Genomic DNA, 16,489 nt, shown 5'->3' on the forward strand with positions numbered 1-16,489 from the left:
TCAGGCGGGATCGCTCCGGGTCTGGATAACCTTCGCGGGGACACCCACCGCGACACTGTTTTCGGGAATCGCCCGGACGACCGCAGCCCCTGCGCCGATCACCGAAGCCCGGCCGACGGGGATGCGTTGAATGATGCTCGCCCCGGTGCCGATCTCGACTTCCTCCGCCAAGCGGACATTGCCCGAGATATTCGCCCCCGGGCTGATCGTCGAGAAGGCCCCGATTTCCACATCATGCCCGACCGTCGCGCTGAGATTGATGTGAACGTGATCGGACAGCGCGATATCGGTCGTCAGGCAGGCGCCTGCGCAAATGACGACGCCGTCGCTCAGACGAACGTTTTCACCGAGCCACGCCCTCGGATGTACCAGCGCCGGAAAAGCGTGTCCGCGCGCACCCAAGCGGGTCGCAATGTCCTTGCGTGCAGCCGGAGCCCCAATCGCAATGACGACATCCGGTAACGGGTCGTATCCGAAGCTGGACAGGTCAGAGGAGACCGGCAGCCCGTGGACCGTCTCCGGATGCTCAATGCCGGGATCGACCGCAAAGCCGAGCGCGTTCCAGGTCGGAGCCTCCGCATTGATCGCATGGATCACCTGAAGGACTTCGCGCCCGAACCCGCCGCAGCCATAGATCACGATGTTTCGCATGGGCACAAATTCCTCCTCGAAGCCGGGCGCGATCAGCCGAAGCGCTCTTTCAGAATAGCGAGAAAGCGCAAGACATTCTCGGTTTCCTGCTCTTTGGCCGCTGCCATGTCGGCAATCAACTGATCGCGCGTCGCGCGCGCCCAGTCGATCTCCTCCTCACCATAAGCGACCCCGTGCTTCAACTCGAAGCCTTCCCGCCAATCCTCCGCACTCAAGCCGGGACGCGGAACGACCACCGGCACGCAGCCCGCCAGCGCCGCGTAATAGGCATACATCGTGTAGAGGTCGTGGCAGTAGAAAACCTCGGTCTTGTTGAAAACCTCGGCGATTTCTTGGTGACTGAGACCGTCGAGCGGAATCGCGCGGTCGCCTTCCGGGATTTGCGAGAGCGTGTCCGTTCCCTTCCGGATCATCCGGCAACTGCCGAAACGCGGGCGATTTTCGTCGCGATAGACGTCCTCGCGCAACCACCGCACACGCAGTAGACGATCGGGGGCAACCGGGGCCACACCCTCGGCGAAGGCTTCCTGATAGAAGAAGACTTCTTCGCCCGGATCGAGGGTCTCATTGCCGCCCAACAGGCCGGGGCGGTTCAGCAGCCAGCGGACCACGCGCTCGGCTTCGAGCGGATTGCCCCTGACCGTCTCCGGATAGACAACGATCGCATCGTCAAGCACCGCATCGGAGGCCATGGGCACATCCATGCTCTCATGCGCGGCGAAGTCCGGCAGCTTCCGACGATAGTTCCAGCGCTTCAACGCGCCAAGCCATGCGGGGCGCAGGGACCGGTAGGTCTTGTAGGGCTGACTCGCATAGGCGTCGACGCCGAGACTCCGCATGCGGTCGATCAGCGCGTGGAGCACGATCTGCCCCCCGCTGTTCTCGTCGAAGGGGCGACAGACCACGACGATCGGCCGGGTCGGAAACGAGCCAGTCGGGGTTTGCGTCGGCATATGCGGCCTTCCCAGAGTCCGGTACAAAAAGGGGCCCGCAGGCCCCTTTCGCGATCACATGTTCGGGTAGTTCGGTCCGTCGCCGCCCTGCGGGGTGGTCCAGTTGATATTCTGGCTCGGATCCTTGATGTCGCAGGTCTTGCAGTGGACGCAGTTCTGGAAGTTGATCTGGAACTTCGCGTCGTCGCCCTCGCCGACCACCTCGTAGACGCCCGCCGGGCAGTAGCGCTGTGCGGGCTCGTCATATTTCGGCAGGTTCACCGAGATCGGGACTGACGGATCCTTCAGCTTCAGGTGGCAGGGCTGGCTCTCTTCATGGTTGGTGAAGGAGAAGCTGACATTGGTCAGGCGGTCGAAGCTCAGCTTGCCGTCGGGCTTGGGATAGTCGATCGGCTTGAACTTGCTCGCCTCGCCGGTCGATTTCGCATCCGATTTGCCATGCTTGAGCGTGCCGAACAGCGAGAAGCCGAAGAGGTCATTGGTCCACATGTCGAGCCCGCCGAGGACGAGCGAGGGGATCATCCCCCATTTCGACCACATCGGCTTCACGTTGCGGACCTTCTTGAGGTCATTCGCGATCGGGCCCGAGCGCAGATCGGCTTCGTATTCGGTCAGCTCATCGCCCGAACGCCCGCCCTTGATGGCCTCCGCCGCAGCTTCCGCCGCAGCGATGCCCGACAGCATCGCGTTATGGTTGCCCTTGATGCGCGGCACGTTCACGAGCCCCGCAGAGCAGCCCAGCAGCACCGCGCCCGGCACGGTCAGTTTCGGGATCGACTGCCAGCCGCCCTCCGAGATCGCCCGCGCGCCATAAGCCACGCGCTTGCCGCCTTCGAGCAGTTCCGCGACCATCGGGTGATGCTTGAAGCGCTGGAATTCCATGTAGGGGTAGAGGTGCGGGTTCTCGTAGTTCAGGTGCACCACGAAGCCGACATAGACCTGATTGTTCTCAAGGTGGTAGATGAACGACCCGCCGCCAGCGTTACCGCCCAGAGGCCAGCCCATCGTGTGGGTCACGGTGCCTTCGCGGTGCTTTTCCGGATCGATCTCCCAGATTTCTTTCATGCCGAGGCCGAATTTCTGCGGGCAGTGACCGTCGGAGAGGTTGTGCTTCTCCATCACCACCTTGGCGAGCGAGCCGCGCACGCCCTCGGCGATCATCACGTATTTGCCGCGCAGCTCCATGCCCGGCTCGTAGCCCGGGCCTTCCGTGCCATCGGCTTCCTTGCCAAACTCGCCCGCGACGACACCGGCGACGCGATCGCCGTCCCAGACGATTTCCGAAGCGGCCATGCCGGGGAAAATCTCGACGCCCAGACCTTCGGCCTGTTCGGCCATCCAGCGGCAGACATTGCCCATCGAGACGATGTATTTGCCGTGGTTCGACATCAAGGGCGGCATCGGCCAGTTCGGGATGCGCATCGCCCCGGCCTCGCCCAGCATGTAGAAATTGTCCTTCTTGACCGGCACGGTGATCGGCGCGCCCTTGTCCTTCCAGTCGGGGATCAGCTGATCCAAACCGCTGGTGTCGAGCACCGCGCCCGACAGGATATGCGCGCCCACTTCCGAGCCCTTCTCGAGCACGACGACCTCGAGCTCCGGGTCGATCTGCTTGAGACGGATCGCCGCCGAAAGCCCTGCAGGCCCCGCGCCCACGATCACCACATCATATTCCATCGACTCGCGCGTCACGTCGGTCATGTCTGTCGAACCCCTTGCTGGTCGTCCTAGCTGGCGTCCTGCCTAGCCTACCTCGCGTAACGAGGCAATTGTTACGCTGCGATGCCGCGCAACAATCTTGCGCCAAATTGCAGCCACTCCCAAAGAGCGGCAAGATCGGCAAATCGCCGCGAAAATCGCGCTGTCCACTTGACTTCCGGGGGTCAGAGCAGATTTAGATGCCCTGAATTGGGGACAGTTCCGAATTCGGGAGCCTTCCATGGACAAACAACCGATGACGCGCGCGGGTTTCGACGCGCTCAATACAGAATTGAAAAAGCTCAAGTCCGAAGAGCGGCCCGCGATCATTGCTGCGATCGCGGAAGCGCGGGAATTGGGCGACCTCTCGGAGAATGCCGAATACCATTCGGCACGCGAGAAGCAGGGCTTTATCGAAGGCCGGATCAAGGAGCTCGAAGGGCTTCTGGGCCGGGCCGAGGTGATCGACCCGTCGAAGATGTCGGGCGCCGTCAAATTCGGCGCGACCGTCACCATCGTCGACGAGGACACCGACGAAGAGAAGACCTACCAGATCGTCGGCGAGCCCGAGGCCGATCTGGAGAAGGGCAAGCTCAACATGAAATCGCCGCTGGCGCGTGCGCTGATCGGCAAGGACGAGGGCGACTCGGTCGAGGTTCGCACGCCGGGTGGCGACAAGGCTTACGAAATCCTCAAGATCGTTTTCGCCTGACGCGGTCGTCCCCTGTGCGGTGAGCATTTCACCGCGCGCCACTGACGGAGAGCCTGAATGGAAGGACCCGCAGAGCAGGACAAGGACCGGTTCGCCATGCCCGGCGGACCACAACCGCCTGCCGGTCGTCCACGCCTCAAGACGCGATATCCCGGCGCGCCCGAATGGATCGCGCTGGGGCTGAGCCTCCTGTGGGTCCTCATGGTCGTGGCCTTCTGGTTCTTCGCCCCGGGGATCGCGCGCGCCGCATCGCTGTTCGCCACCGTCAGCCTCGTCGTCGGGATGGCAGTGCCGATCGTGATGATCTGGGTCGCCGCCGTAACGGCCCGCGCCACCCGCGAGATGCGCGCCGAGACCGCCGCCCTCAAGCAATCCATCGAAGCGATGCGCACGGCATGGCTCAATCAGCAGGCGCTGCGCACCGATCAGAATGTCGAGAAGAAGCTCGACGAGATCGCCGCCGTGGCCCGGCAGGCCGAGACCACGATCGCGACCTTCGCCTCGCGCCGCGACGTGCAGGCGAGCCAGCCCTCGGCCGATCGCAAGGCGGCGCTGGTCGCACCGCCCCCGCCGCGACCCGATGACAGCGAACCGATGCTGGCGCTCGGCACCCCCGCCGAGGAGCTGCGTGCGCCACTCTCGGTCGCCGATTTCGTCCGCGCCCTGAACTTCCCGGATTCGCCCGACGACACCGAGGGCTTCCGCGCGCTGCGCCGCGCCCTCGAGGACCGCGCCACGGCAAAGCTGCTGCGCTCGGCGCAGGACGTGCTGAACCTGCTCGCGCAGGACGGCATCTACATGGACGACCTCAAGCCCGACCGCGCCCGGCCCGAGCTGTGGCGTCGCTTCGCACAAGGCGAGCGCGGGCGCGAGATCACCAGCCTCGGCGGCATTCGCGACCGCTCGTCGCTCGCGCTCAGCGCAGGCCGGATGCGCGGCGACACGATCTTCCGCGACGTGGCGCATCACTTCCTGCGCCAGTTCGACCGCACCTTCGCGGAATTCGAGAAGAATGCGTCGGATCAGGACATCGCCGAGATGGCCGAGACCCGCACCGCACGCGCCTTCATGCTTCTGGGGCGCGTCACCGGCAGTTTCGACTGAGGGGGCCAGCCCCCTCGGGCTTCGCCCTCACCCCCGGGATATTTTGGCCAATACGAATGGGCGCGGCGGCGGCAGAGCCTTCACAGCGCGCGGCGCATCAACTGCACCGAACGGAAATCGAAGACGAGCCGCGTCAGCCGTGACGTGCGCCGCCCCGTGACCTCGAAGCCCAGCCGCTGATACAGGGCGCGTGCGCGCAGGTTCTCGTCGATCACGTCGAGGCAGAGCGCCGCATAGCCGCGCCTGCGCGCCTCATGGGACAGCGCCTCGATCAGCGCGCGCCCGATGCCAGCCCCGCGCAGCTCGGGCCGCACCGCGATCCCGTCGACCATCATCCCGCCCGCGGGCAGGTCATGCGCGAGAAGATGCAGGCAAGCCCCGCGCCAAAGCCCGCCGCTGCGCCCGTAATGGCTGCGCAGATCGGACCAGCTTCCGCCGACGAAAGAGCCGCGATGGGTGCGGAACCCGACCACGCCCACAAGCGCGCCGTTGCCATCGAGCGCCGAGAGCGCGTGGCTGGGGTCGATTACGTCGGCGATAAAGCCCAGGGCACGCGGCTCGGGGCCCATCACGCGCCCGAGCTTGCCGCCGAAGGCCTGCCAGTAGAGCCCCGCCGCAGCGGTGCGATGCTCGCGTGCGAGCCCGTGCCGGATCGACACCTGAGTCACCGTGTCGCCTCCGCCAGATGCGCGGCCGCCGCTGCCAGATCTTCCGGCGTGTTGAGATTGGTGAACGGGTCGGGGTGGCCCTCGAATTCCACCCGCGCCGCGTCCGGGAAGGCCGCGCGCAAGCGCCGCTCTCCGGAGGCGAACAGCTCTGCGATGCGCGCGCGATCTTCGACCGGGCACAGCGCCACGCTCGGATGATCGCGGCCACCCGAGGCGGCATAGGCCGCACCGCCAGGGGCGTTGAGCCGCGCGACCAGATCATGGGGCAGGAAGGGCGTATCGACGGGCACGCTGAGCAGCCTCTGCGCGCCCTGCTCTGCCGCCCAGTCGAGCGCACTCAGGAGCCCCGCCAGAGGCCCCTCGCCGCGCCGCTGGGGCGTATCGGGCAGCACGGGGATCGGGGCGAATCGCAGCGCCGCGCCATTGGCGGAAATCGCGAGCCGGGCCACCTGCGGGCCGATCCGGGCTGCGACATGGGCAAACAGCGGACGTCCGGCGAGCATCATCATCGCCTTGTCGACGCCGCCCATGCGCCGCCCCTGCCCGCCCGCAAGGATCACCGCGACCACACGCGGCCCGACATCTTCGCCAGCGGTCAAGATGATTGCCTCCAATACAATCGCGCGCTTTGCCTTTGCCCGCATCCTTCCCTATCTGTCCCGCAACTGAGAACGGGAGACAAGCATCATGTCGGACATGACCGCGAACGGGACGCCCCCGAAAGGCACGATCCGAGCCGCCTATTGGCGCGGATTTCGGCATGGCCTGCCGTTCCTTCTGGTGATCGTGCCCTTCGGGCTGCTGTTCGGCGTGGCGGCGACCAATGCCGGGCTCGATCTGGCGCAGGTCATGGGCTTCTCGGTGATGGTCATCGCAGGGGCTGCGCAGTTCACCGCGCTGCAATTGATGGGCGATCACGCGCCGGTTCTGCTGATCCTCGCGGCCTCGCTCGCGGTCAATCTGCGCATGGCGATGTATTCGGCGGCGCTGACCCCGCATTTCGGCAAGGCGAAGATATGGCAGAAGGCGCTGGTGGCCTATTTCATGGTCGATCAGGCCTATGCGATGGCGGCCAACCAATACGAGGCCGAGCCCGAGATGAGCCGCGCAGAGAAGCTGGCCTATTACGCGGGCGTCTGCACCCCGGTCTGCCCGAACTGGTATGTGGCGACGCTGGTCGGCGCGCTGGTGGGCGCGAAGATCCCGCCGGAATTCGCGCTCGATTTCGCGGTGCCGATCACCTTCCTCGCGATGATCGGGCCGGCGCTGCGCACGCTCGCCCATGTCGCCGCGGCGGCGGTCTCGGTCGTCGGCGCACTGGCGCTGAGCTTCCTGCCTTCGGGCGTGGGGCTGATGATCGCTGCGGTCGCCGCAATGGTGACGGGGGCGCAGGTCGAGCTTTGGGTCGCGCGTAGAAAGGCGGTGCGGGAATGAACGGGTATTCGGACGCCCTGGTCTGGGGAGTCATCATCGCGCTGGGGATCGGCACGTTCTTCCTGCGCTATTCCTTCATGGGCTTTCTCGGCGACCGGCAACTGCCGGAATGGGCGCTGCGCTATCTGCGCTACACGCCGGTCGCGGTCCTGCCGGGGCTTGTGGCGCCGCTGGTGCTGTGGCCCGCGGGCACGGGCGGCGAGACCGACCCCGCGCGAATGATCGCCGCCTTCGCGACGCTGGGCGTGGGCATCGCCACGCGCAACACTCTGTGGGCGATTCTCAGCGGGCTCGCCGCGCTTTACCTGTCGCTTTGGCTGGTGGGGTGAGCCGCGTCTCGGAGGGCTTCCAGTGGAAGCCCTCCGCGGCGAACGCACCGACCGTGGAGGCGCCGGTGCGCGATTTCTGAAGGCGCAGATCGGGGGCTCCAGTGGAGCCACCGAAGTGGCGAACGCGGATTGCGCGAGCAATGCGCCGGGGAAACCCCACTATCTCCGTCTTAAGCCTACAGAGGGCCGCGCCCCACCTCGGGTGGGCGCTTTGCAACGCTTGTGGTTAAGCGTTTTATCTCGCAAGCCCGCAGGACAGCTATACCCGCGACGACATCGCCAATGCGCCCTCCCCGGGGGGAGGTCGGGTGCGGCCCGGGCCGCTTCGCGGCTGATCCGGGCAGCGAGTTTCCAGCCCAAAAAGAAAAAGGCCGTGCCCGGAGGCACGGCCTTCTAACCGTCAAGGTCAGGCGATCTTACTTGATCTTGCCTTCCTTGTATTCGACGTGCTTGCGCACGACCGGATCGTATTTGTTCACGGTCATCTTTTCGGTCATGGTGCGGGCGTTCTTCTTGGTCACATAGAAGTGCCCGGTGCCCGCCGTCGAGTTCAGACGGATCTTGATCGTCGTCGGCTTCGCCATTGTTTATCTCCTAGCTCCGGGCATCGAAAAAACTACGCACCCGCGGAATCCTTGAAGCCCGCCTTTTAGCGATGCGCGATGCGGAGTCAACCGGCAAACCGGGCCGCAGGCTGAAAATTCTTCGCCCGCGGCTCATAAAGCGGTGACGCCCTTTTCCGCTCAGATCAGCGGCTTGCCCATCGTCTCGTGAATCTGGGCGACTTTCTCCGTCTCGAGGCCCAGCGCCGCGGCGAGATTCGCCAGATATTGCTTCTCCGCCTCGGTATCGACGGTGATCGGCAGAAGCGCTGCGGAATAGACCTGCGACTTCATGTGGTCCGAGGTGGCATTGGCCAGAGCGGTGATGTCGATCGGGCCGTCGAGTTCGGATTTCACGAAGGCGATCTCCTCGTCGGAGGCGTCGGACAGGTGATCGAGGATGGTCTGGCGCTCGGTCTCGTCGATCTCGCCATCAGCCTTCGAGGCCTGGATCATCGCGCGGATCATCAGCTTGGCCTGATCTTCCATCATCGCGTTGACCGGCGTGCCGGAGGTCACGGCGCCGAGCATCTCCGAGATATTGCCCGCGCCCGTTTTCGCGGCGCCGGTCATGGCTCCGATCAGCGCGCCAAGCCCCGCCTCGGTAGCCGCCGTCGCGGAGGCCGCCTGAGAGCCGAACTGGCCGAAGAGACCGCGCACGGTCTCCTTGCCGCCGGGCATGCCCATCTTCTCGGCCCACTCGCCCATCTGGTCGCCCATACCGCCGGGCTCGCCCGCCTTGCCGAGCGCGTCCTTCATACCGTCGAGGCCGCCCATCTTGTTGAAACGCTCCACGCCCTTGGCGGCGGCGAAACCCACCGCGAGCGTAGCCAATGTCTTCACGAAGCTCATATCATTCCCCCGAAATGCGGATTCCTGTTGCGACAGCTTCGCGCGCGGGGACGCGCTTGGCTAGGAAAAACTCACGCGATTTACAGCTTGGCAACCACGTCGGCGAGCATCTGGCGCACCTGGCTCGCGACCTCGGTGAGATCGTCATTCTCGACCGCGAGCATCGAGGCCACGGGATCGACGGCGCTGACCTCGATCCCGTCCTCCACCTCGCGCAGCACCACATTGCACGGCAGCATCGCCCCGATCCGCGGCGCGACGCCGATCGCCTCATAGGCAAGCTTCGGGTTGCAGGCGCCGAGGATCTTGTAGCGCGGCATGTCCTTGTCGAGCTTGGCCTTCATCGTGGCGGACACGTTGATCTCGGTCAGCACGCCGAAGCCCGCCTCGGCCAGCGCCTCGCGCACTTTCGCCTCGACCTCGTCGAATGCCCCGGTCATCACCTTGTCGATCGTATAGCCCATGGCAATCTCTCTCCCCTAGTTGGTCTCGGCTGTTCGCGCCTTTGCGTCGAGCGTGGCCAATTCGATGCGAAACGCAAGTCACGATCATGGAGAGGCCTGTGCTTCAATGCGCGCTCACTGTGCCGCAGTGGCGGGAACCCGTGCGGGCGGGGGCTTGTTCCTTGCCCTCGATCTTGAAGCTGAAGAAGAATTTGCGCGGATGGCCTGTAAGCCGGATTTTGTCCCGGAGGCTTGCGCCCCCATGGATGACCATTCCTCTCGCCCTGCGATTGCTCACAGGGTCTAGCTGCCAACCCGGACCGCTCGGGGCGAAGCTCCCCTGCCGTCACCGCAAGCGGCGCAGCGCGCGATCCCTATTCGGCGTTGCTCCCGGTGGGGCTTGCCGTGCCGGTCCTGTTACCAGTCCCGCGGTGGGCTCTTACCCCACCGTTTCACCCTGACCCCGGCCGAAACCGAGGCGGTCTGTTTTCTGTGGCGCTTTCCGTCGGGTTTCCCCGCCCGGGCGTTACCCGGCACCGTTGCTTCATGGAGTCCGGACTTTCCTCGGGCCCCCGGCTACCCGCATTCACGGGGCTACGGGAACTCGCGGCCATCCAGCCATCCGCGCAAGGCAGCAGATAGACACTCGCCCCCGCGCGGTCAATCGCCCCTGCGCACACGCCGCGGGGGGCTTTTCTTAAGCCAAGAAGCGGCTCCTCGCATCACGAGGCCGTGAAATTTCGGGAGCGATCCGTGCAATCTCTTGCTTTTCGACTGCGGCACGTTGACGCTGGTCGTCCATGAAGTGAAAGGGAGATCACGATGGTAAAGGGAGGACTCCGCCTCGGGCTTGCGCTCGCGGCGATGGTTTGGGCCGTGCCCGCACTGGCGACCGAGAAGATCGCCATTCAGGTGAACAGCTCCGACGCAAAAGTCATGAACATGGCGCTGAACAACGCGCTCAACATGATCAAATATTACAAAGACCAAGGCGAAGACGTCCAGATCGAGCTGGTCACCTACGGGCCGGGCCTCAACATGCTGCGCGCCGACACCTCGCCGGTGAAAGCCCGCGTCGAGGAAATGGCGATGCTGGGTCAGCCGATCCATTTCCGCGCCTGCGCCAACACGCTCGCGGCGATGACCAAGAAGCTCGGGAAGGAGCCTCCGATGGTCGAAGAGGCGGAAATCGTCCCCTCCGGCGCAGCCTATCTCGTCGACCTGCAACGCGATGGCTACGCCTATCTGCGGCCCTGACGGACGACCGCGCGGGCGGCGCTTCGCTTTCCGCGCGCTTCGACTTGAATTGCGACCCAACTCGCCCCGCACGGTATCTCGTGCGGGGCGGCTTCGTTCCACGCGGGGCTGTGTGATTGACCCCCGGGCAGGATCGGCTATCCTCTTGACAAACAAGAGCAGAAACGGGCCCGCATGACCGCCCTCTCCGAATATGAACGCCTCGAGGCGATCGGTATATGGCGTCCCGATGCGGACGCGCAGCGCCGCGAGGTGATCCTCTCGCTGGGCGACGCGACGCTTGTGCTGTCGGAGGCGCGCTCCGGCACGGCGCTCGCGCATTGGTCACTGCCGGCCATGCATCGCCGCAATCCCGGCAAACGCCCCGCGATCTTCGCCCCCTCCGAGGAGCCGGGCGAAGAGCTCGAGATCGAAGACGAGACGATGATCGCCGCGATCGAGAAGGTCCATGCGATGATCGAGGCAAAGCGCCCGCATCCGGGGCGGCTGCGCGGCGTGCTCATCGGGGCGGTGCTGCTGGCAGTTGGCGCCGTGGCGCTGTTCTGGCTGCCCTCGGCGCTGGTCGATCATGCCGCGCGCGTCGCGCCGCAAGCGAAACGCGTCGAGATCGGCCGCAAGCTGCTCTCCGAGATGGTGAAGATGACCGGCTCGGCCTGTCACAGCCCCGGCGGCGATCGCGCCCTGTCCGCGCTGGCGGAGCGGCTGCCCGGACAATCGGTCATTGCGGTCCTGCCGCAGGCGCTCGAAGGGGCGCGGCTGCTGCCGGGCGGGATGACCGTGGTCGGACGCGACACGATCGACGGGCCGGATACGCCCGAGGTCGTCGCGGGCTACATCATCGCCGCGCAGAACAGCGCCGCCGGAGGGCGCCCGCTGCATCGGATGCTCGACCGTCTCGGCCCCGCGGCTGCGCTGCGGCTGCTGACAACGGGCGATCTTCCCGAGAGCGGGCTGGCCGAATACGCGCAGGACCTGCTGCAGCATCCCCCGGCGCGGGCCGATGGCGACACGCTGCTGCGCGCCTTCCGCGATGCCGGGGTCAGCGCGACGCCCTATGCCTACGCGCTCGACCCGACCGGAGAGTCGGTGCTGGGCCTGATCGAGGCCGACCCGTTCAAGGGCCAACCCGCGCCGAAGCCGGTTCTGGAAGATGCGCAATGGGTGGCGCTGCAGGACATCTGCTCGGCGCAATGAAAAACGGCCCCGAAGGGCCGCTTGATCCGTCTTGCGCCTTCACGCCTCTTCAGCGCACGAGCGCATCCGGGAAGCCCGCCCGACGCGCCGAGGCCAGCGCCGAATTCAGCTTCGCGCTGTCGTAGAACGGCCCGGCATAGACCACCGTCAGCGCCTGCGTCTTGGAGGTCGCGACCGGAAGGCCCAGCGCCTGCAGACGCTTCGTCGCGGTCGCGACATTCGCGACATTGGTGAAGCTGCCGACCTGCACATATTGCTTGCCGTTCGAACCGACCGGGGCGACCGATTTGCTCGACACGGTGACGGTCGGCACCACCACGATCCGGGAGTTCGGCACCGGCGGATGAGAGCCCTCGACATACACCTGATCAGGCGTCGCGGTGGGGCGAAGCTGCATCGGCGTCTCTTCGGTCCAGCGCGCGCGCATCTGTGCGTTGCCGTGGACGGTGCGCGGGCCGCGATAGGGGTTCAGCCGCCCATCGTCGAACGCAGTCGTCCACCCGTTCTGCGGCTTGGGCGCGCGGGTCACCACCGGGGCGAGTCCACCGACGCTCACGCTGTGAGACACGCGCGACGGATCGCGCGGCACAGGCGGCGAGGTCGGGGTCGGCGAATAGGGCGCGCGCATCGCGGCCGTGGCGCGGGCCGCAGGGTTCGGAGCCACGGTTACAGACGCAACCGGCACGGTGGGCGCCACGCTGGGCGTATGACCGCAGACGATGCCGCGGTCGCTATTCATCTGCGGCACCCAGCGCACGGCCCCGCCATAATCCGCGCGCACGAACACGCAGCCCTGACTGTCGACATATTGCGGATCGGTGTAGCTCGCCGGGGGCATTTCGGCGGGCACATATTGCTGCGCCTGCGACTCCGATGCGAAGCCTCCCAGCCCCAGCGTGAGAATCGCGCCCAGACCGGCCGCCGCCCCTGCTTTCCGTCGCATATCCACCCCCTGATGTTTCCAAGGGGAGGATAGACGGGTTTGCCTTTGAGTAAAGGGTGTTGGCCTTACTTCGTGCCGAACATCCGGTCGCCCGCATCGCCCAGACCCGGCACGATATAGGCGTGATCGTCGAGCCTCTCATCAAGCGCTGCAGTCACGATCGGCACGTCCGGATGCGCCTCTTTCATGCGCGCGACGCCCTCGGGGGCTGCCAGCAAGCACATGAAGCGAATGTTCTTCGCGCCCTTTTTCTTGATCAGGTCGATCGCTGCGACCGAGGAATTGCCGGTGGCGAGCATCGGATCGACCACGATGGTCAGACGATCTTCGAGCTCGCTCGGCAGCTTGCAGTAATACTCGACCGGCTTCAGCGTCTCGGGGTCGCGGTAGAGGCCGACGAAGCCCACGCGCGCCGCCGGGATCAGCTCCAGCACGCCATCGAGCAGCCCGTTACCCGCCCGCAGGATCGAGACCAGCGCGAGCTTCTTGCCTGCGAGGATCGGCGCGTCCATCTCCTGAAGCGGCGTCTCGATATTCTTCGAGGTCAGTTCCAGCTCCGAGGTGATCTCATAGGCCAGCAGCAGGCTGATCTCGCGCAGCAGGCGACGGAAGGACGCGGTCGACGTGTCCTTCTCGCGCATCAGGGTCAGTTTGTGCTGCACCAGCGGATGTTTGACGACGGTCAGATGGTCACTCATTGTGTTGTCCCTCACAGAAAGCTTTTGCCCGGCCCTTGCGCCGGAATGTTCAGATGCGTGGCGAGCGAGGCCGCGAGATCCACATAGCCCACATTGCCCACGCTGCGCGACCCGATACCGGGGCCCGCGCCCAGAACCGGCACCCGTTCGCGGGTGTGATCGGTGCCGCGCCAGCTTGGATCGTTGCCGTGATCGGCGGTGAAAATCGCCAGATCGCCCGGTTGCAGGCGGTCGAGGAATTGCGCGGCCACCGTGTCGAACCATTCCAGCGCGCGGGCATAGCCCGAGATGTCGCGGCGATGGCCGTAGAGGCTGTCGAACTCGACGAAATTGGCGAAGGTGAGCGAGCCCTCCTCGGCCTCATCTGCCAGCCGGATCAGGTGATCGGCCAGATCGGCATCGCCCTTGCCCTTGTGCAGATGGGTGATGCCGCGATGCGAGAAGATATCCCCGATCTTGCCGATCGCATGGGTCACGCGGCCCGCATCATAGGCCCAGTCCAGCAGCGTCGGAGACGGCGCCGGGATCGCGTAATCGCGGCGGTTCGGCGTGCGGGTGAACTGCCCGTTCTCGCCGATGAACGGTCGCGCGATCACACGCCCCACCTTCATCGCATGGAGCGTCGGCGCGAGCCCTTCGCAGAGCTTCAAAAGGCGCTCGAGGCCGAAATGCTCCTCATGGGCTGCGATCTGGAAGACGCTATCGGCGGAGGTGTAGCAGATCGGCCAGCCGGTGCGGATGTGCTCGTCGCCGAGACTTTCAATGATGTTCGTGCCCGAGGCATGGCAATTTCCCAGAATGCCGTCCGTACCCGCGATCTCGCAGGCTTTCGCGACCAGATCGGGCGGGAAGCTGTTCGTCTGATCGGGGAAGTAATGCCATTCCCACGGCACCGGCACACCCGCCAGCTCCCAGTGACCCGAGGGCGTGTCCTTGCCGGGAGAGACCTCGGTGGCCGCACCCCAGAGCCCGGTCGGCTCGGCCATGAGCCCCGGCGCATCCTCGCCCGAGGCGAGCTTCACGCCCGCGCCCAGACCAAGTCCCGCCAGCGTGGGCATATTCAGCGGACCGGAACGGCCTTCCTCTGCGCGCCCTTCCGCGCAGGCCTGCGCGATATGGCCCACGGTATTCGCGCCCGTATCCGGCGCGCCGTCATTGAAGAAGCGATCCGCATCGGGCGCACCGCCGATCCCGACGCTGTCCATCACGATCAGAAAGGCGCGGCTCATTGCATATCCTCCGGGCCGATCCGTTCGTGGATCAGCGGCGGCTCTTCGGGGGCCTCGTCGCTCAATTCGATCGCGGCTAGAAGGGCGGCTTCGGCGGCGTCGGCATCGCGGTCATTCGCGGCATGGATCGTCACCATCGGGTCGCCCGCGGCCATATCCTCGCCCAGCGCCACGATCTCCCACAGACCGACCGAGGGGTTGATCTTGTCGGTGCCGACCAGACGCCCGCCGCCCAGATGCACCACCGCCTCGCCCACCGCGCGCGTGTCGATGCGGCTGACGAAGCCCGCGCGCGGGGCCTCCACTGCGCGCATGACCGGGGCCGAGGGCAGACGATCCGGGAAGCGTTCGACGAAATCGCTCGGACCACCCAAAGCGGCGACCATCTTGCCGAAGACCTCAACCGCGCGCCCGTTGCTGAGCACTTCGTCGATCCGCGCCGTTCCGTCGACCGCGTCCTTGGCCAGCCCCGCGAGCACCAGTGCCTCGCCGCCCAGCGCCGCGGTCACGTCCCAAAGCGCCTCGTTCACGCCGGTGCCGGTCAGCGTCTCCATCACCTCGATCACCTCGAGCGCATTGCCCGCCGAATGGCCCAGCGGCTGATCCATGTCGGTGATCAGCGCCGTGGTCTTACAGCCCGCACCATTCGCGGTGGCCACAAGGCTCTGCGCGAGCGCCTTCGCATCCTCGGGCCGCGCCATGAACGCGCCCGAGCCGACCTTCACGTCGAGAATCAGCCCTTCCAGCCCGGCGGCAAGCTTCTTCGACAGGATCGAGGCGGTGATCAGGTCGATGCTCTCGACCGTGCCGGAGATGTCGCGGATGCCGTAGAGGCGCTTGTCGGCGGGGGCGATTTCGCCCGTCGCGCCGACGATGGCGCAGCCGACCTCGCCCACGACCTTGCGCAAAGCTCCGATGCCGGGCGTCGCGTCATAGCCGGGGATCGCTTCCATCTTGTCGAGCGTGCCGCCGGTATGGCCCAAGCCCCGCCCCGAGATCATCGGAACGTAGCAGCCACAAGCCGCCAGCGCGGGCGCAAGCAGCAGCGAGACGGAATCCCCCACTCCGCCAGTCGAGTGTTTGTCAATCACCGGGCCGGGCATGTCCCAGCGCAAAACCTCGCCGGAATCGCGCATCGCTTGCGTCAGCGCGACGCGCCCCTCCGTGCCGATGCCTTTCAGCAGAACGGCCATCGCGAAAGCCCCCGCCTGCGCGTCCGAGACCGAGCCATCGGCCAGACCGCGCGCGAACCATTGGGCTTGATCTGCGCTCAGGCTTTTGCCGTCGCGCACCGATTGGATAATGCTGCGGGCGTCCATCAGGTGTTTTCCATGTGGCTCATGTCGAAGCGACCGGGCAGCAGATCGCCCACCGTCGTGTCGAGCCGCTCGCCCTCGGTCGTGGCCAGCGTCACTGGCGTGTCGTGGCGCGCGAATTCCGCCAACTTCTGACGGCAGCCGCCACAGGGCGGCACGGGCGTCGGGCTGTCGGCGATCACGGCGACCTCGGTGATCTCGGTCTCGCCCGCCGCCACCATCGCGGCGATCGCGCCAGCCTCGGCACAGGTGCCTTCGGGATAGGCCACGTTCTCGACATTCACGCCGCTAAAGATGGTGCCGGACGCCCCGCGCACCGCCGCACCGACCTTGAATTTCGAATAGGGCGCATAGGCGTTTTCACGCACCTGACGGGCAGAATCGAGCAACGACATCGGCGGTCTCC

General features: G+C 65.9%; 19 protein-coding genes and 1 other RNA gene. 6 read left to right on the plus strand and 14 right to left on the minus strand.

Annotated features, from left to right (window positions below):
- From AXZ77_RS16445 to AXZ77_RS16455, 3 genes are all read right to left on the minus strand, one after another.
- Positions 1-651 carry an acetyltransferase gene (locus tag AXZ77_RS16445; protein WP_098411977.1) on the minus strand — a complete coding sequence of 217 codons (651 nt, stop codon included), beginning with the start codon at positions 649-651 and terminating at the stop codon, positions 1-3.
- 32 nt (positions 652-683) lie between these two features.
- Positions 684-1,514, minus strand: coding sequence for a hypothetical protein (locus AXZ77_RS16450; protein WP_141536298.1), 831 nt, complete (start codon positions 1,512-1,514; stop codon positions 684-686).
- 144 nt (positions 1,515-1,658) lie between these two features.
- A complete protein-coding gene (locus AXZ77_RS16455; protein ID WP_098411979.1) occupies positions 1,659-3,305 on the minus strand; it encodes an electron transfer flavoprotein-ubiquinone oxidoreductase in 1,647 nt (548 codons plus the stop codon).
- A gap of 238 nt (positions 3,306-3,543) precedes the next feature.
- Between AXZ77_RS16455 and greA the strand changes: the two genes are divergently transcribed.
- Entirely contained in the window at positions 3,544-4,014 is a 471-nt protein-coding gene (gene greA / locus AXZ77_RS16460; protein ID WP_078522518.1) for a transcription elongation factor GreA, read from the plus strand.
- 57 nt (positions 4,015-4,071) lie between these two features.
- The gene (locus tag AXZ77_RS16465) at positions 4,072-5,118 is read left to right on the plus strand and encodes a hypothetical protein (protein ID WP_255266527.1); all 1,047 of its coding nucleotides are present in this window, start codon (positions 4,072-4,074) and stop codon (positions 5,116-5,118) included.
- A gap of 80 nt (positions 5,119-5,198) precedes the next feature.
- Here the strand turns inward: AXZ77_RS16465 and AXZ77_RS16470 are convergent, their stop codons facing one another.
- Together AXZ77_RS16470 and mobA are read right to left on the minus strand one after the other, a co-directional pair.
- Positions 5,199-5,786 (minus strand): GNAT family N-acetyltransferase, encoded by a 588-nt coding sequence (locus AXZ77_RS16470; RefSeq protein ID WP_255266528.1) that lies wholly within the window; start codon positions 5,784-5,786, stop codon positions 5,199-5,201.
- The gene (gene mobA / locus AXZ77_RS16475; RefSeq protein WP_255266529.1) at positions 5,783-6,385 is read right to left on the minus strand and encodes a molybdenum cofactor guanylyltransferase MobA; all 603 of its coding nucleotides are present in this window, start codon (positions 6,383-6,385) and stop codon (positions 5,783-5,785) included. Before mobA ends, AXZ77_RS16470 begins: the two co-directional genes overlap by 4 nt.
- 88 nt (positions 6,386-6,473) lie before the next feature.
- On the opposite strand from mobA, the gene AXZ77_RS16480 reads away from it, so the two are divergent.
- The gene (locus tag AXZ77_RS16480) at positions 6,474-7,220 is read left to right on the plus strand and encodes an AzlC family ABC transporter permease (protein WP_255266530.1); all 747 of its coding nucleotides are present in this window, start codon (positions 6,474-6,476) and stop codon (positions 7,218-7,220) included.
- Positions 7,217-7,549 carry an AzlD domain-containing protein gene (locus tag AXZ77_RS16485; RefSeq protein WP_098411981.1) on the plus strand — a complete coding sequence of 111 codons (333 nt, stop codon included), beginning with the start codon at positions 7,217-7,219 and terminating at the stop codon, positions 7,547-7,549. The genes AXZ77_RS16480 and AXZ77_RS16485 overlap by 4 nt, the downstream gene beginning before the upstream one ends.
- A gap of 416 nt (positions 7,550-7,965) precedes the next feature.
- Here the strand turns inward: AXZ77_RS16485 and rpmG are convergent, their stop codons facing one another.
- The 4 genes from rpmG to rnpB form a co-directional block, all read right to left on the minus strand.
- Positions 7,966-8,133 carry a 50S ribosomal protein L33 gene (gene rpmG, locus AXZ77_RS16490; RefSeq protein ID WP_011750518.1) on the minus strand — a complete coding sequence of 56 codons (168 nt, stop codon included), beginning with the start codon at positions 8,131-8,133 and terminating at the stop codon, positions 7,966-7,968.
- A 159-nt stretch (positions 8,134-8,292) separates the two neighbouring features.
- Complete coding sequence (locus AXZ77_RS16495; protein ID WP_098411982.1) at positions 8,293-9,003, minus strand: tellurite resistance TerB family protein; 711 nt, start codon at positions 9,001-9,003, stop codon at positions 8,293-8,295.
- An 80-nt stretch (positions 9,004-9,083) separates the two neighbouring features.
- Complete coding sequence (locus AXZ77_RS16500; protein ID WP_078522514.1) at positions 9,084-9,467, minus strand: DUF302 domain-containing protein; 384 nt, start codon at positions 9,465-9,467, stop codon at positions 9,084-9,086.
- 191 nt (positions 9,468-9,658) lie between these two features.
- Positions 9,659-10,072: RNase P RNA component class A (gene rnpB / locus AXZ77_RS16505), an RNA gene on the minus strand.
- Between the two features lie 196 nt (positions 10,073-10,268).
- Here rnpB and AXZ77_RS16510 point away from each other — a divergent pair.
- Together AXZ77_RS16510 and AXZ77_RS16515 are read left to right on the plus strand one after the other, a co-directional pair.
- Positions 10,269-10,703: a DsrE family protein gene (locus AXZ77_RS16510; protein ID WP_098411983.1), complete on the plus strand. Its 435-nt coding sequence runs from the start codon at positions 10,269-10,271 to the stop codon at positions 10,701-10,703.
- Positions 10,704-10,877: 174 nt separating this feature from the next.
- Positions 10,878-11,897: a hypothetical protein gene (locus AXZ77_RS16515; RefSeq protein WP_083078366.1), complete on the plus strand. Its 1,020-nt coding sequence runs from the start codon at positions 10,878-10,880 to the stop codon at positions 11,895-11,897.
- Positions 11,898-11,946: 49 nt separating this feature from the next.
- Here the strand turns inward: AXZ77_RS16515 and AXZ77_RS16520 are convergent, their stop codons facing one another.
- From AXZ77_RS16520 to cdd, 5 genes are all read right to left on the minus strand, one after another.
- Positions 11,947-12,840, minus strand: coding sequence for an SPOR domain-containing protein (locus AXZ77_RS16520; protein ID WP_098411984.1), 894 nt, complete (start codon positions 12,838-12,840; stop codon positions 11,947-11,949).
- A 65-nt stretch (positions 12,841-12,905) separates the two neighbouring features.
- Positions 12,906-13,538, minus strand: coding sequence for a uracil phosphoribosyltransferase (gene upp / locus AXZ77_RS16525; protein ID WP_098411985.1), 633 nt, complete (start codon positions 13,536-13,538; stop codon positions 12,906-12,908).
- Between the two features lie 11 nt (positions 13,539-13,549).
- On the minus strand, positions 13,550-14,767 hold the full coding sequence (locus AXZ77_RS16530) for a phosphopentomutase (RefSeq protein WP_098411986.1): 1,218 nt from the start codon (positions 14,765-14,767) through the stop codon (positions 13,550-13,552).
- Entirely contained in the window at positions 14,764-16,086 is a 1,323-nt protein-coding gene (locus AXZ77_RS16535; RefSeq protein WP_098411987.1) for a thymidine phosphorylase, read from the minus strand. Before AXZ77_RS16535 ends, AXZ77_RS16530 begins: the two co-directional genes overlap by 4 nt.
- Complete coding sequence (cdd, locus tag AXZ77_RS16540) at positions 16,086-16,478, minus strand: cytidine deaminase (protein ID WP_098411988.1); 393 nt, start codon at positions 16,476-16,478, stop codon at positions 16,086-16,088. The genes AXZ77_RS16535 and cdd overlap by 1 nt, the downstream gene beginning before the upstream one ends.
- Positions 16,479-16,489: the final 11 nt, after the last annotated feature.

Origin of the sequence: Thioclava sp. ES.031 (assembly GCF_002563775.1) — a bacterium.
In the GTDB taxonomy this organism is placed as follows: domain Bacteria; phylum Pseudomonadota; class Alphaproteobacteria; order Rhodobacterales; family Rhodobacteraceae; genus Thioclava.

Coding starts and splice junctions, on each gene's coding strand:
- AXZ77_RS16445 (WP_098411977.1), bottom strand. CDS start 651: ATGCGAAACATCGTGATCTATGGCTGCGGCGGGTTCGGGCGCGAAGTC.
- AXZ77_RS16455 (WP_098411979.1), bottom strand. CDS start 3,305: ATGACCGACGTGACGCGCGAGTCGATGGAATATGATGTGGTGATCGTG.
- greA (WP_078522518.1), top strand. CDS start 3,544: ATGGACAAACAACCGATGACGCGCGCGGGTTTCGACGCGCTCAATACA.
- AXZ77_RS16465 (WP_255266527.1), top strand. CDS start 4,072: ATGGAAGGACCCGCAGAGCAGGACAAGGACCGGTTCGCCATGCCCGGC.
- AXZ77_RS16480 (WP_255266530.1), top strand. CDS start 6,474: ATGTCGGACATGACCGCGAACGGGACGCCCCCGAAAGGCACGATCCGA.
- AXZ77_RS16485 (WP_098411981.1), top strand. CDS start 7,217: ATGAACGGGTATTCGGACGCCCTGGTCTGGGGAGTCATCATCGCGCTG.
- rpmG (WP_011750518.1), bottom strand. CDS start 8,133: ATGGCGAAGCCGACGACGATCAAGATCCGTCTGAACTCGACGGCGGGC.
- AXZ77_RS16495 (WP_098411982.1), bottom strand. CDS start 9,003: ATGAGCTTCGTGAAGACATTGGCTACGCTCGCGGTGGGTTTCGCCGCC.
- AXZ77_RS16500 (WP_078522514.1), bottom strand. CDS start 9,467: ATGGGCTATACGATCGACAAGGTGATGACCGGGGCATTCGACGAGGTC.
- AXZ77_RS16510 (WP_098411983.1), top strand. CDS start 10,269: ATGGTAAAGGGAGGACTCCGCCTCGGGCTTGCGCTCGCGGCGATGGTT.
- AXZ77_RS16515 (WP_083078366.1), top strand. CDS start 10,878: ATGACCGCCCTCTCCGAATATGAACGCCTCGAGGCGATCGGTATATGG.
- AXZ77_RS16520 (WP_098411984.1), bottom strand. CDS start 12,840: ATGCGACGGAAAGCAGGGGCGGCGGCCGGTCTGGGCGCGATTCTCACG.
- upp (WP_098411985.1), bottom strand. CDS start 13,538: ATGAGTGACCATCTGACCGTCGTCAAACATCCGCTGGTGCAGCACAAA.
- AXZ77_RS16530 (WP_098411986.1), bottom strand. CDS start 14,767: ATGAGCCGCGCCTTTCTGATCGTGATGGACAGCGTCGGGATCGGCGGT.
- AXZ77_RS16535 (WP_098411987.1), bottom strand. CDS start 16,086: ATGGACGCCCGCAGCATTATCCAATCGGTGCGCGACGGCAAAAGCCTG.
- cdd (WP_098411988.1), bottom strand. CDS start 16,478: ATGTCGTTGCTCGATTCTGCCCGTCAGGTGCGTGAAAACGCCTATGCG.